General features: G+C 39.8%; 14 protein-coding genes. 11 read left to right on the plus strand and 3 right to left on the minus strand.

Features of this window, described 5'->3' with window-relative positions; translation table 11 throughout:
- The first annotated feature begins 101 nt into the window (after positions 1–101).
- Entirely contained in the window at positions 102–614 is a 513-nt protein-coding gene (locus CZ487_RS10840) for a DoxX family membrane protein (protein ID WP_077212191.1), read from the plus strand.
- A gap of 255 nt (positions 615–869) precedes the next feature.
- On the opposite strand, the gene CZ487_RS10845 is transcribed toward CZ487_RS10840, so the two are convergent.
- Positions 870–2,141, minus strand: a complete 1,272-nt coding sequence (locus CZ487_RS10845; RefSeq protein WP_077212192.1) for an MFS transporter — start codon at positions 2,139–2,141, stop codon at positions 870–872.
- A 170-nt stretch (positions 2,142–2,311) separates the two neighbouring features.
- On the opposite strand from CZ487_RS10845, the gene cotE reads away from it, so the two are divergent.
- The 5 genes from cotE (at position 2,312) to CZ487_RS10870 (ending at position 8,595) form a co-directional block, all read left to right on the plus strand.
- A complete protein-coding gene (cotE, locus tag CZ487_RS10850) occupies positions 2,312–2,785 on the plus strand; it encodes an outer spore coat protein CotE (protein ID WP_077212193.1) in 474 nt (157 codons plus the stop codon).
- A 188-nt stretch (positions 2,786–2,973) separates the two neighbouring features.
- Positions 2,974–3,969, plus strand: coding sequence for a zinc-binding dehydrogenase (locus CZ487_RS10855; protein WP_077212194.1), 996 nt, complete (start codon positions 2,974–2,976; stop codon positions 3,967–3,969).
- Between the two features lie 512 nt (positions 3,970–4,481).
- Positions 4,482–4,766, plus strand: a complete 285-nt coding sequence (locus tag CZ487_RS10860) for a Dabb family protein (protein ID WP_237562858.1) — start codon at positions 4,482–4,484, stop codon at positions 4,764–4,766.
- A gap of 366 nt (positions 4,767–5,132) precedes the next feature.
- Entirely contained in the window at positions 5,133–7,250 is a 2,118-nt protein-coding gene (locus CZ487_RS10865) for a molybdopterin-containing oxidoreductase family protein (protein WP_202617825.1), read from the plus strand.
- Positions 7,251–7,566: 316 nt separating this feature from the next.
- Positions 7,567–8,595, plus strand: a complete 1,029-nt coding sequence (locus CZ487_RS10870; protein ID WP_077212197.1) for an LLM class flavin-dependent oxidoreductase — start codon at positions 7,567–7,569, stop codon at positions 8,593–8,595.
- A gap of 52 nt (positions 8,596–8,647) precedes the next feature.
- On the opposite strand, the gene CZ487_RS10875 is transcribed toward CZ487_RS10870, so the two are convergent.
- Positions 8,648–9,652, minus strand: a complete 1,005-nt coding sequence (locus CZ487_RS10875) for a DUF3231 family protein (protein WP_077212198.1) — start codon at positions 9,650–9,652, stop codon at positions 8,648–8,650.
- Positions 9,653–9,789: 137 nt separating this feature from the next.
- Positions 9,790–9,954, minus strand: a complete 165-nt coding sequence (locus CZ487_RS10880; RefSeq protein ID WP_237562859.1) for an aspartyl-phosphate phosphatase Spo0E family protein — start codon at positions 9,952–9,954, stop codon at positions 9,790–9,792.
- 162 nt (positions 9,955–10,116) lie between these two features.
- Here CZ487_RS10880 and CZ487_RS10885 point away from each other — a divergent pair, with 162 nt between their 5' ends.
- The 5 genes from CZ487_RS10885 (at position 10,117) to CZ487_RS10915 (ending at position 14,785) form a co-directional block, all read left to right on the plus strand.
- The gene (locus tag CZ487_RS10885; RefSeq protein ID WP_139339557.1) at positions 10,117–10,842 is read left to right on the plus strand and encodes a hypothetical protein; all 726 of its coding nucleotides are present in this window, start codon (positions 10,117–10,119) and stop codon (positions 10,840–10,842) included.
- 444 nt (positions 10,843–11,286) lie between these two features.
- Positions 11,287–11,712 (plus strand): hypothetical protein, encoded by a 426-nt coding sequence (locus CZ487_RS10895; RefSeq protein WP_077212201.1) that lies wholly within the window; start codon positions 11,287–11,289, stop codon positions 11,710–11,712.
- A 453-nt stretch (positions 11,713–12,165) separates the two neighbouring features.
- On the plus strand, positions 12,166–12,816 hold the full coding sequence (locus CZ487_RS10905; protein ID WP_077212203.1) for an SDR family oxidoreductase: 651 nt from the start codon (positions 12,166–12,168) through the stop codon (positions 12,814–12,816).
- 127 nt (positions 12,817–12,943) lie between these two features.
- Positions 12,944–13,132 carry a hypothetical protein gene (locus CZ487_RS10910; RefSeq protein ID WP_077212204.1) on the plus strand — a complete coding sequence of 63 codons (189 nt, stop codon included), beginning with the start codon at positions 12,944–12,946 and terminating at the stop codon, positions 13,130–13,132.
- Positions 13,133–13,261: 129 nt separating this feature from the next.
- Positions 13,262–14,785 (plus strand): spore germination protein, encoded by a 1,524-nt coding sequence (locus CZ487_RS10915; RefSeq protein WP_077212205.1) that lies wholly within the window; start codon positions 13,262–13,264, stop codon positions 14,783–14,785.
- Positions 14,786–14,802: the final 17 nt, after the last annotated feature.

Raw genomic sequence — 14,802 nt, forward strand, 5'->3', positions numbered from 1 at the left:
CATTTGTGACATGTTTCACAAAGTGCTGATTGTCCGTCAAGTTCATGGTATTCTCTGAGTATAGAAATTATCTTATATATTCCTGAAAGGAAGAGATCATAATGATCAACAAAACACTAAGAGAAAATAATATTGCAGCAGGTTTTTTAACATTAATTAGATTATATCTAGGATACGCTTGGCTGACTGCTGGGTTTGGTAAACTAACAGGTGGATTTGATGCTAGTGGATTTTTAGCAAATGCGGTGAAAAATCCGGTTATGGGTCCGGATGGAAGTCCTGTATATGGTTGGTATGTAACGTTTATTGAAAGCTTTGCCCTTCCAAATGCTGCTTTATTCAATGTGATGATTCCATGGGGAGAGTTCTTGGTTGGATTAGGACTTATGCTTGGTTGTTTAACTACGGCAGCTGCTTTCTTTGCAGTCGTGATGAACTTTGCTTTTATGCTTGCTGGAACTGTATCTCACAACCCAACAGATATCTTAATGGGCGTTATCATCATGGCAGCTGGATATAATGCAGGTAAATTTGGATTAGATCATTATGTATTACCAATCTTACGTAAACTAGCTAACAAAGGTAAAGAAGAAAAAGCACAATCTGCTGCTTAAGAATCGTGAAGAGGGTGACTCATCTTGGGTCATCCTCTTTCTTTTTGGAAAATGGTTTTCTAAAGTACCGTTATCGCTTAAATCTACTAGTTTTGGGTTATTAGAAACCGTCTATTGGCCTGAATTAAGGTTATTCCACCCAAATGCGGTCATTAGACGGTTTCTATTGTACCAGTAATCATTGAAGTTACTTATTTTGGGCTATGAGCGCTTGTTCAGTCCACTGTCGAAGGATACTAGAGTTCAAAAAAGTTATCAAGCATTCATAACCTCTGGAGTAACAGCAGTTGTTTTATCTTTTTTAATAATCACTACAAAAAGACTTGCCAGCAGGCAGAAGACTCCTGCCATCATGAACGACCAGGTGTATGTATTGAAATATTGATAAACCAAGCCGCCGCCAAACGCCGCTACTGCTGCTCCGGCTTGATGGGAAGCAAATACCCATCCGTAAATAATCGCGCTTTTTTTCACACCGAAGATTTGTCTTGAGATATTGATCGTAGGTGGAACGGTAGCTGCCCAATCTAATCCGTAAAACACCGTAAAGATCAAGAGTAACGGAATCGACCCTTGCATGAGCGCATATGGAAGCAATACGAGGGAAGCTCCTCTTAGACTATAATACCAGAACAGCAGCCAGCGGCTATCGAATCGGTCGGAAAGCCAGCCTGACAGCGTCGTTCCGGCTAGATTAAAAATGCCCATGAATGATAGATATGAGGCTGCGGTAACAAGCGGGATTCCAAAGCCAATACAATAGGAAACAAAATGGGTCCCAATTAAGCCGTTCGTAGACAGTCCGCATATAAAGAAGCTTCCGGCGAGTAACCAGAATTCCTTCACTTTTACGGCTTGTAATAGACCATTAAAAGCTGTTGAGATCGGATTTTCCTTATTGACTTCACTACTCTCTGGTTTTTCTTCCTGAAGACCATACGGAAGAAGGCCGACATCCTTCGGTTTATTTTTCATAAAAAGAATGATGACAAGTAGCATGATGAAGCTTAGGGTTGAGATTAAGCCCATCGCCCATTTCCATGAGTATTTCTCGATTAGGCTGGCTAAAATGGGCAAGAGAACTAATTGACCTGTTGCCATACTGGCTGTCAGGATTCCGACTGCAAGTCCCCGTCGTTTTTCGAACCAAGTATTCGCGACATAGGGGCTGATGACGGTTAATAAAAGGCTTGACCCCAGTCCAAAAATGAATCCCCAAATGATCAGCAGCTGCCAGGAATGTGTCATGAAAAAGGTTAAGACAGTACCCGTCAATAAAATGACCATCGACATCATCATCATTTTCTTTAGGCCAATGACATCGATCAATGCGGCCATAAAGGGTCCTGATACTCCATAAAATAACAAACAGACCCCAAAAGCGAGGGAAATCGTTGATCGATCCCAGCCTAACTCTTTTTCAAATGAGTCGATGAATACACCGGAAGAGGAAACCACAATTCCAGCGACAATGATCGAGAAAAAGGTAATGGCCAAGATAAACCAGCTGTAGTGTACTTTTTTCAAAATCTCACCTGCATTTCAATATATTGTAATTTAAGTATAAGATGGGATCTATCTATTAAACAATATAATTTTTTAATCGGATGCTGTGGAATGGAAATTATTGGCGGGTATATGTTTGTCCAATCAATTTTCAATTTCTATCATCTCTTATTATAAGGGAGGTGATTGATATGGGATTGCGTAAAAGATGCAGAAAAATTAGAACCATAGTGATTTGCGGTTCAGGTGCGGGGCAATTCCAAAGAGAAATCACGGTAACAACCAATTATGAGGTATCAGCAGTTCTTGGATGCTGGGCTGTTGATCATGCTTATACGGGCTCTATTTCAGGTGATGAGGTTTCGATTTCCGGTGTATACACCTTATATGTTTGGTATAGCTATGATGAATATACTAAGACGGAAGTGGTTTCGCAGCAAGTACATTATATTGAGAAAGTTCCGCTTGATTATTGGGATCCGGAGTGCAGCAGTACTTCATTTCCAGTAAAAGCGTCAGTCATCGTTCAACCAGATTGCACGGAATCTGAATTCTCTGGGAACAAAATTCAAGTATCCGTGGACTACAAATATGATGTCGAGTTATCTGAAAAGGACACTTTGTGTGTGTATGTTTGTGACGATTGTCAGGAGGGAAGGACATAAGCGTGGAATCACTCCATGCTTTTTTGCTGCTAGCTTTTATTTTCATATTACATAGAAGCAAACAAGAAGAATCAGTTCAAAGGCTTGCTAAATGAGTGGATAGCTAGTATATTAGTATTCAAAATATTCTAACATCTTTTTGTGCATAGAATATGGGTCTTCTAAAAAGCAGTCGTGGAGGAATTGGAATGAAAGCATTTATACACGTTGGAAAACCAGGTATAGAGAATACGCATTTTACAGATTTTGAAGAAGTTGAACCGAAAAAAGGAGAAGTAAAGGTTCGGGTTAAAACGGCAGGGTTAAATCACCGTGATATATGGACATTACACCGAAGAGGCGAGAATGCCGCGCCAGTAGTCATGGGTTCAGATGGCGCTGGCGTGATTCATGCTTTAGGAGAAGGTGTTGAAAATGTTCAAGTTGGAGACGAAGTGATCATCAATCCAAGTCTAGGATGGCTTCATAAAAGTGCTTCTTCACCAGATGGATTTGAAGTTCTTGGAGTCCCTTCAAATGGAACTTTCGCTGAATATGTCACTATTCCAGCTGAAAATGTTGAACCTAAACCAAAGCATATGACATGGGAAGAAGCGGGTGTGTTTCCATTAGCTGCGATAACGGCTTATCGAGCTCTTTTTACAAGAGGAAAATTAGAGTCCCAGCAAACGGTATTGGTGCCTGGCATTGGGAGTGGTGTCGCAACCTTTGTTCTGTTGATGGCGAAAGCCGCCGGTGCACGAGTTATCGTGACGTCGAGAAGTGAAGAGAAATGCCAGCGTGCTTTAGAATTGGGCGCCGATTTAGCGCTTGATAGCGGAAGCGATTGGAAAAAGCTGATGCAGGGTGAAAAAGTAGATTTAGTTATTGATACAGTAGGAACGGCTATATGGGATAAAGCCATGTCTGTTCTCAAAAGAGGCGGGTCGATTGTTAATTTAGGAGCGACGTCCGGGCAAAAAGTAGAAATTGATCTCAGATACTTATATGGCGGTCAATTCAATATTATGGGAACAGCGATGGGAAGCAGTGAGGAATTTAAAGAGATGGTTGCATTTGTTGAAAAACATGGAATTAAACCTGTCATTGATAGGGTGTTTCCACATGAAAATACACTGGGCGCATTTCAGCGCATGAACGCGAGTACGCAGTTTGGGAAGATTTGTATAAAGATGGGATCTTAGAGTTACATTTTAAAGGGATAGCAAGGGTTTTTAAAAAGGATGCGGCTGCTAAAATAGATGTTAAATGATGATGATGGGGGCACGCCAGTATATTAAAATTTGACTCTTAAAAACTTGTTATTTTCACTGTGTTTCAAAAATAAACGGAAAAATTCCCCTTAAGTTGGGAAATACCCATATTTCCCTAAAAATAAGGGCAAATTTTCCCGTTATATGATCAAAATCGTTGGAAAATGAGTTAATTATAGAGGATAAACGGAGTTTATCCGCTTATTTCCGCATCTTAAGCCTCCATTTATTCATTAGCGGGAAATTCTCCCCTAAAAAGCATGGCAAATTTCTATGCCATGCTTTTAAAATATTAACCTGGTATTTCACTTCTACACTTCAAAAGGGAACCGTTAGACGTAATTAATAGTTAATATATTGTTTTAATTTTCTGAAAATATAATATATACTAATAGAGTAGTTAGCTGCAAGAATTGTATTTTTGAAAAATAAGAGGAGGAAAGATGATGATTGAACATATTGTATTAGTAAAATTCAAGGAAGCATCAGAGGGTCAATTGAATGAGATAGTTGAGCGTTTAGCCAATTTAAAAGATATTCCTGGGGTCATCGCCGCCCAGGCTGGGATTAGCATGAAAAGGGATCACTATGACATTGGTCTTACAGTTCGTTTTGAAGATGAAGAATCATTAAAAAATTATGGGCCGCATCCGATACACCAGGGGGTAGTCGCTTACTTAACTGAAGTTGGTGTAAAAGATTTGAAAGTGGTTGATTTTGAGATTTAATAAGAAATCTGAGGGTAACGGAATATTCTTATGGCCCAAATGTTGATCTTTTTACCGAAAATGGTCATTAAGAAGTTTCTTATGACCCAAGTGAAGTGGAAAACTCCTAAAACGGGTCTTTAGATATATTCTTATGGCCCGGCAGAGACGATAAACGCATAAAACGGGCCTTAACATTATTTTTTATTGCCCTGATGAAAAAAACGGCTTTTAAAAGACTGGTTCTCTATGAATCAGTCTTTTTAATAACAGGTAATCATGTCGAGCACTTTAACTTGTCACCTTTTAGCTTGAGATAGGCAACGTATTTATTGACTGAATATTCTGTAAACATACGAATAATACTACATATCGGGGGGAATGGATTTGGAACAAACAAAAAATAGAACCGTTAGGGCAGCATGTCCTCATGATTGTCCTGACACGTGTTCGATGTTGGTGCAGTTGGAGGATGGGGTCGTGAGAAGTGTAAAAGGGGACCCGGATCATCCATTTACACGGGGAAATTTATGTGTGAAGGTTAAAAACTACGAACAGCGTGTCTATAGTCCGGACCGGATTCTATATCCTATGAAGAGGACCGGAGCAAAAGGCAGTGGTCGTTATGAGCAGATTTCATGGGATGAAGCCCTAAAAGAAATTAGCACACGTTATAAACAAATTATTGAAACAGATGGCTCAGAAGCAATATTGCCTTACAGTTACCTGGGGCAGCAAGGATTATTGAACGGCTTGTCTGTTGGAGATGCATTTTTCAATAAGCTTGGTGCAACCATTTCTGAACGTACTTTTTGTGATGCGGGTGCGATCAGCGCTTATATCATGACGGTGGGGCCAACCGTTGGACTGGACCCGGAGAGTATCAGCCATTCCAACTATATCATAATTTGGGCTTGCAATATGCTCAGTAATAATTTACACCAATGGCATTTTGTAAAAGAAGCGAGAAAACGCGGGGCAAAAGTGGTGGTCATTGATCCTGTCAGAACGCAAACGGCGCAGCAAGCAGATTGGTATATTCCGATAAAACCAGGTACAGATGTTGCGCTAGCATTGGGGATGATGCATGTCATCATAAAAGAAGATTTACTCGACCACGATTATATTGATCAGTATACCGTTGGCTTTACACAATTAAAAGCGAGGGTAGAAGAATATAGTCCAGAAAATGTAGCAAAAATCACAGGCATCCCTCAATCAGATATTATTCAGTTGGCAAGAGAGTATGCGGGAAATAACCCGGCAGCGATTCGAATTGGAGTCGGGATTGAACGGAATTCAAGCGGCGGCCAGGCGGTTAGAGCCATCACAAGTTTGCCAGCGTTAACTGGGGCATGGCGGTATCCCGGCGGGGGAACACTGCAAATGACGATGTATAGTTTTCCTACGAACGGAAAAATCGGCAGTCAGCCTCAATTCATCAAGCCTGGTACAAGAGTGATTAATCAGTGGCGTCTTGGTGCAGCGTTAGCAGGTGAACTAGAGGGCCCGCCGGTTAAGGCTTTATTTGTATACAACTCAAATCCGGCCGTGGTGATTCCTGAACAGGAAAAAGTACTGAAAGGTCTAGCGAGAGAGGACTTATTTACGGTCGTCAGCGAACAATTTATGACGGATACGGCAAGATATGCTGATATTATTCTCCCTGCGACAACGCAGCTTGAGCAGTATGATTTGATGTTTTCGTGGGGTCAACACTACATTACATTAAATCAACCTGCGATTGCTCCGTTAGGGGAGGCTGTATCCAATACCGAGTTATTCAGAAGACTAGCGAAAATTATGAGATTTGACGATCACTTCTTCAACATGACAGATGAAGAATTGGCCCAAGCGTTGATAGATTGGGACTCTCCGGTTATGGAAGGAATCACAATCGGCAGTTTGATAAAAACGGGGTATGCACGCCTGAATCTTCCTAAGCCGGAAGAGTATGCGCCGCATGCAAAGGGGAATTTTCCTACTCCTTCTGGGAAGGTCGAGCTTTTTTCCTCGATAGCCACTCGTGGGAATTTAATATTACCAGCATTTCGTCAAGGTTATACGGAAATGACAACAAACGAAAAGGTTGATCCGCTTCCTAGATACTATGAATCAGTCGAAGCTGACCTAATCGAGCAGTATCCCCTCAATTTATTATCGCCTAAGTCGCATGCGTTTTTAAATTCGAGTTATGGAAACTTCTCACGTAATCTTAATGCTGCCGGTGAACCATTTGCTATCATTCACCCTGATGATGCTAAAAAACGAACTATTGGCGACAATGAAAGAATTAAAATATACAATCAACGCGGCGCGATAGAGGTCAGAGCAGTGATCAAAGATACTGTTCTTCCTGGGGTTATCGTTGTTCCAATGGGATATTGGCCATCGCGATCAAATGGTGCTACAGTAAATGCAATCACCACTACGCAGTTCGCCGATATCGGCCATGCACCTACTTTTTCAGATACACAAGTAGAAGTAATAAGTCTAAAGCAGTAAGTTATGATTCATTTTTAAAAAGACATGATCAAATGTGGTTTCTTCTGGAATCACGGTGGTCGTGTCTTTTTTTATTTTCTGTTATCATCATTCTTTATTGACAGATTAAACTTACTAAAGTACACTTTGTTACGTAAAGTAACTAATTGAAAACGAGATAATAGCGAAGAATAATAACAAAATTAGGGAAAGTTATATAATGAAGCGGTTGGTCTTACAATTTTTTTTGGAAAAATTTTTTCAAAATAGAGAAATTGAATGGTAATTAGCTACTATTAAAATATCATTTTTATTACGAAATGGGAGGAAAAGCGGCATGGAAATTGGGATCTACACTCTTGGTGATGTAGGAACTGATCCTCTTACAGGAAAAACGATCAGTGCTCGTCAGCGGATAAAAGAAATCATAGACGCAGCTAAGCTTGCGGATGAAGCTGGGCTCGATATATTTGGGATAGGGGAACATCATCGTCTAGATTTTGCTGCCTCATCTCCTGCGGTCTTACTCGCTGCCATAGCTCAAGACACGAAAAATTTGAAACTAACCAGTACGACAAGTGTGTTAAGTACGCTGGATCCAGTTCGTCTTTTTGAAGATTTTGCAACATTAGATCTGCTTTCAGATGGTCGAGCTGAAATCATTGCCGGCCGGGGAGCCTTTATTGAATCCTTTCCGCTTTTTGGTTATAGTACGGACGACTACGATGAACTATTTGAAGAAAATCTGGATTTGCTGCTGAAATTGAATCGACAGGAGATCGTTACTTGGTCAGGAAAGTATCGTTCACCATTAAGAGATGCTGAAATTGCGCCTAGACCGGCACAAGAGGAAATACCTGTCTGGCTTGGGGTTGGAGGATCACCTGAGAGTGCGATTCGTGCTGGGAAATTTGGTGTTGGCATGGCCATGGCCATTTTACGCGGAGATCCTTTGCGTTTCAAACATCTTGTAGATATTTACCGAAAAACGGGGTTAGAGGCAGGCCATTCACCTGAAAGTCTAAAAGTAGGGGTTACAGGACATGCCTTCCTTGCAAAAAGTACGGAAGAAGCAAAGGACGAATTCTTTCCTTATTATGCTAATTATTGGAGTAATCAAAGAGGAATGACAACAAAATTATCAAAAGGGGACTATGAAGAAATGACAAGCCCCGAAACAGCATTGTTCGTTGGAAGTCCACAACAAATTATTGAGAAAATACTTCGTCAGCACGAGCTTTTTGGTCACACACGTTTCCTTGCGCAAATGGACATTGGCGGGGTTCCATTTCAGAAAGTTGCTAAATCGATTGAATTATTAGCAACAGAGGTGGCACCAGTTATAAAAAAAGCGACCAGGAATTAATAAGCTTGTGCGAACAGAAGAAAACAGGGGTGCGGTACAAAGCCCCTGTTTTCTATTGTTTGTTTAATTTTTCTCTATCTACTGTTTGAGGCGGTTCTTCCAACCAACCGTGCTTAATCATTAAATTTGCCCCATCTTCTGCATATTGTCCGATTTCAGCGGCTAAGCGAACGAAATGTGTGATTAAATCACGTCTAGTACTACCAGCCATGGCTAAGCCATAGTTCCCAATCCCTGTGCCATTTAACATTGTAATATGAAACATCATGAGCTTATCACTAAAAGGTGCTTCTTGAGAATCGGTAACATCCATACTCCAACTCATTGGAACAGGGATATCTTCTTCTTTTAAAATGGAACCAAATACCTCAATATGTTTGCTGGAGATTTTTTTGCCTCTAGTGAAGAAGTCCCTGGAATCCTGTTGCTCTGCTACTTGAGAAAATCCCATGATTAACATTTTACCTACTGCGTTGGTTTCAATGTTATGAAAGAGGTGGGCGATCTCTATTCCTAGTAAGGGTTTTCTGTCACCAAACCAGCCCGTAAGAAAGCTTTGTTTTTTTACATAGTCGGCTTTATCAGGAGGTGATATGTACGGCGGTCTAATGTAAAGACCTTTGGATAATAGGGTATCTTTAATCTTTGAATTGAGCTCAGTATTAAGATGCAAATTTTTATTAAAGTATTCTCGAATGTCTTTTCGAGAACTCATCCCAACCGACATACCATAAGCGGTAAATCCTGATTTCGCCATTTGATTTAAATATTGCAGTGAGAATTCATCAGACCATAATCTCTTTGCTTTTATATTGACATCCTCGTCTGTAAACCCAATGGGAAGCGGGTAATTTTCTTTATTAAAAATATAGCCAGCATCTTCAAGACTCTTATTTGCTATCTCTAAGGCCAACTCTAAAACTTTTTTAATTTCTGCGTCCTCCGCTTTCTCAATAAGATAACGCAAGACACAGATGGACATGCTGTTTGAAATGTACGTCCCCCAGAGGCTGGAAATTTCCGCGGAGGTTAATCTTATATGCTGCTCGGTTTCCATCTTTTACACCTGCCTGTAGTAACGAATCTACAGATAAGGTTTCCTATTTCTGTGATTTTATCCAAATTCCTTCTACCAAAGTAAAGAACTATATCTGTTGGTAAAAATAAGTAATTTGTATTAAAGTAAATATAATATTATCTTCTAAACATTGACAGTTTATTCATTAATCGGTCCAGTTCTTGACTTAACTTAACGGTATCAGGATGTGAGAATCCCTTTTTAATTCCAGAATCTATCATTTTATTTCTAATAAGCTTTATTTTGTTCTCTATTTCAGTATAGTTAGAATACATTGGCATGGTTTTTCTCCTGATATTTACGGTATAGTTCAAAATTATGCCAAAGTTGAAACATAATTGGAATAGATTTGGTAATTCTTGTTTCAAAATTAAACGATTATTTAAAAAATGAATTTGCTAAAAATTTTCTACGGTATAAATAAAGGAAGAGAGGTGGCGGGGTTGAAACATAGGAGAAGGACAGCGTTGTTTATCGGTCTTATTTTATTTTTGGTCTCTGCTATACCATTATTTATTATGGGGCGTGAACTATTCACAGGGTGGCAGATCGACCGGCAGTACTCAATTAACCATGTGTATTCAGAGCAAGGTTTTCCATCCATCATTGATACTCAAGAGATCGAGGTGAATGGAGTACATATTGAAATAATCGAGGAACCTACGGGAAAGAAGGCGAGCCTCACTCCATGGGATGAAGATGAGGGTGTAGAAGCTGGTGATATTGTGAAAATTTATCTTTTAATAGATGGCAGGGAAGTGACATCACCAGATGAAATATGGTTGTCAAATCGTAATCGAGGAAGCCGCTATTATTCATGGTTAGATATCTTAACGGTCAATGAGCAAATTGCCATAGTACAAAGGCTTACTGATGACGATGCAAAAATGGACGAACGTCAATGGAAGATTATTTGGATTGATGAAAAAGGTGACGCATTTGAAGAAGTTATTTCGTATCAAACGCGAAGCGAAAATCCTCTTGCCGTTCGATTGATTGGTTTCTCGGGCACAGCTTTAATGGCGATGGGGTATTACTCTGATCTATTAATGGGGTATCCATCTGTTTTCTTCCCAATTCTGTATCCAATTTTAACAGGAGTTGTAGGGATTCTGCTTTGTATTATGTTTTTTATTCAGTATAAAAGGTATGCAAAATTGGGGACTTAACTAACAGAAGGGATCACTTCGCTACCCCAAATATTGAAGAATTAATTTATATAATGCTATGCACAATCCTAATATGCTCGCTTTCATTTTAGATGGATGATTTCTTTCGCTTCGGAACAGGTAAAAGAAAACAACAATAAATCCTAAAGGGATCCATAACTGAAAGACGCCCTCGTTCGTACTGTGAGAGTATATGGGTGTTATGTAAGTGCTGAGCAAAAAATAAAGGAATATGGTAAAACGTCTTGTTTCTAATTGTTTGCTCCACCTCACTAACAAAAAAATAACAATGATAGCGATGATCGTGATATGAATAGGGGGTAGAAGGAAAGCGCCGTTTCCAAATTTGAATTCCACTTTGTTGACCTCCTTTACTAACAGTGTAGCACCATTCATGGTAAAATGGTGAGCAACTATTATATCGTTAAAGAGGAGGGGCTTCCCTTGCATCCAACGGAATTAATAGAATGGTTGCTAGCAGGTAGTGTGTTAATGATTCTGCTTGTAATCTCTTTCTTTTTCAGAGGAAAAGGGGGAAAAGCTGTACGGTGGGCTGCGGTTGTTTATCTGCTTTCCTATATTATTTTTTATCTGGTCCGTCCATACTGGATCGATATGCAGATCGAAGAAAAAGTTGGTTTTTTACAGATGTATTTGGAGCAGCGGTATCCAGGTGAGACATGGGAAATCTGGACAGTGCCGCATCGTGAAGATGGGTATGAAAGTATGAATCCATATACCATCGGTGTTATTTTTAAAAATGAACCTGAAGTGCAGTATTACTATTTTGTTCGTGACAAAGATATTATTTTTCAAACAAGCTACTCGATTGAAAATGACTTACACATAGATTTATTACATATAGATTAGTGAAACCTATGAAGGGATAAAACGAATACTTGTGAAGGGGTTCTAAAGGAGGCGAAATAAATTGCTCCCGGTTATTTTATCTATTTTACTCGTAATCTCTCTAATTTTTCCCATATATATTGTAGTTCAAAAAAGAAGAACAGCTGGAGTAACGGGGATAAAAACTGCTTTAACTTCAATTTGTTTTTATCTAATTGCGATCACAAACCTTTTAGCTTACTGGTTTAATTTCCTAGGATTATGGAGTTGGTCGATTACAGTTATGTTGTTGATTTTAGGTGCATATTTTACTAAGTATATGGGTGTTTCAGAGAGATGATCTAAGAATGATATAGAGAAACGCCTGCTGCTTTAAGTACGGATTTTATATCTTAATTGCACAGCAAGTTATTGGACATCACCTGTTATTCCGTTTACCATCATAGGTAACATACATATGAAAGGGTGGGAGTATTGAAAATTCTAGTTGTTGGGGCGAATGGTCAAATTGGAAAATATCTCGTCAAGTTTATCCAGGAAAGTGGAAAACATTCGGCAAGGGCAATGATTCGTAACCAAGAGCAAGCAGGTTACTTTGAAGGATTAGGTGCCGAAACTGCTATTGTGGATTTGGAAGGGGAAATCGCTGATATCGCGAAAGCGGCTGAAGGGGTTGACGCTATTGTATTCACAGCTGGATCTGGTGCGCACACGGGCAAAGATAAGACGATCATGGTTGATTTAGACGGTGCTGTTAAAACCATTGAAGCAGCCAAAGAAGCTGGTGTGAAGCGATTTGTGATGGTAAGTTCCTTTGATACGAGAAGAGAAGCCATTCAGTCAGCACCTCCTTCTTTTGCGCCATACGTAGCAGCCAAGCATTATGCTGACGAATGGTTAATCAGGACAGATTTGGATTATACGATCGTGCACCCAGGAGCATTGACCAATGAACCAGGAACAGGAAAGGTTCAGGCGGCAGCGGAAGTGGAAAGAGGCTCAGTGCCGCGAGAGGACGTGGCTCACGTGATTTTTAACTGTCTAGAAGACAACTCAACGATTGGGAAAAGATTTCAAGTGGTAGCTGGAGACACGCCGATTTTAGAAGCGGTGAAACAGCTTTAAACAAATTCTGCCTGCCTCCAAGTGATCATTCGGGGGCAGGCATCTTTATTGGTTGAACCGATGTTGTGCCAAGAAAAAGTAAAATCGTAGACAGATAGGTTTATGAAGGGGTTGAAGAGGAGTGGTCATGGCCGCGGATGTTTTACAGGGTATTGCCATTGCAATTTTAGTTATTTGTTCCGGATTTTATTTTCGTCATCTGGATAAAACCAAAAAACAAAGTAAACTCTCTACCTTTGAATTTGCGATGTATATCATCATTCAGATTGCGTTTTTATTATTTGCCATCAGTTTATTAATCAATATCTTTACCTGAAAAAAACGAGCGTTGTGCTCGTTTTTTTTGTTTTTTAAGATAAAACTACACTGACTTGAACATATTTCCAATCCTGTTGATAAATACTACTCTTACCAAATGATTTCGCGGACAGGGTTAGGTGGAGAAATGTTTAGAAAGAAGAATGCACGACGGCTGCCTGAAAAAAGCTATGAAACAGTAGAAAAAGGCATAAATGACATATTTGAAAAAGCAAAGAAGTCCAGCGACTTTTTAACGATCACACCATTAGAAAGTAATCTGTCACTACAAATTAGTTATTATAAAACGTTGATTGATCCTAATACCCTGCAGAAGTCAGTATTGCCTTTTTTAAAGGAAAGGGCTGCTGAAATAATAAAACTTACTGATCTGAAAAATATCATACCAATAGAGGGTATTAAGTTTATAAATGATCCAATCGAGGTTGACAAAGCCCTTCACGAAGGGTCCCTTGTTATTTATTTTAAAGAAAAAAAAGATGAATTTGCACTCATTGACTTAAGTTATCCTCGCTTGGGTCAGCGTGAAACAAATGATACACAGAATGAGTTTAGTGTGATCGGACCAAAAGTGGGTTTCATTGAAGACTTATCCACGAATCTTCATTTAATTAGGGCTCATCTTAGCACGTCAGATCTTCTTTTTGAAGAAATGATTGTTGGTTCAAGAACGAGGACAAAGGTTGTAGTTGCATATCTGGATGGAGTGACCAATCCTCAATATGTCAATACGGCAAAACAGCGTTTGCAAGAGCTTGATGTCGATGCTTCCTTTGATAATACAGAATTGGAACAAATGATTTCGGATCATGCCAGAACACCTTTTCCTATGTATATCACTACAGAGCGTGTTGACAGGGTAGTTTTTGGACTCATCCAAGGACAGGTCGTGCTAGTAAGTGATAAATCGTCCTATGCTGTGATTGGACCAGCTACATTGATGGAGTTCTTTTCAAATCCAGAGGATTTTTATCTTGGAACGATTACAGCGTCTTTTTTTAAATTAATTCGGGTAGTTGGGATGTTGTTTTCGGTTTTTGCTACTGCCTTTTATGTGGCGATACTAACCTTTCATTATGAAGTGGTACCGAAGGATTTATTGGGTCCGATTATCTTTTCCCGGGCAAATGTTCCATTTCCGCCTGTCATTGAGGTACTGTTTTTAGAGGTTACCATCGACTTATTGAGAGAAGCAGGAGCCAGGCTGCCAACAAAAATAGGGCAAACTCTTGGAATTGTAGGGGCGATTGTAATTGGACAGGCAACGGTTGAAGCGGCGCTAACGAGTACTATTTTGCTCATTATTGTCGCACTTGCTGCGCTTTCTTCCTTCACAACGCCAATCTATAAAATGTCCAACGCGATACGAATTCTGCGGTATCCTTTTATCCTGCTCGCTGCTGTTTGGGGAGGCTTGGGTATATATGTAGGCTTACTCTTGTTAATCGGCCATTTAGCGCGGCTTAAATCATTAGGTGTCCCATTTTTACTGCCGTTGTATCCTTATCGGAGGGGTGGAGCTACCGCTTCCTTTTTAAGGCCCACTTATTTAACATATAGTAAACGTCCTTGGTATCTAAGACCATTAAGTTTAAAGAGATATTCACCGGTTCCAGATAAAGACCCAGAAGAAGGTCTTGATAACGAGTAATTAATCTATGAAGGCTG

It is taken from the genome of Robertmurraya dakarensis (genome assembly GCF_900156875.1).
Lineage (GTDB): Bacteria > Bacillota > Bacilli > Bacillales > Cytobacillaceae > Robertmurraya > Robertmurraya dakarensis.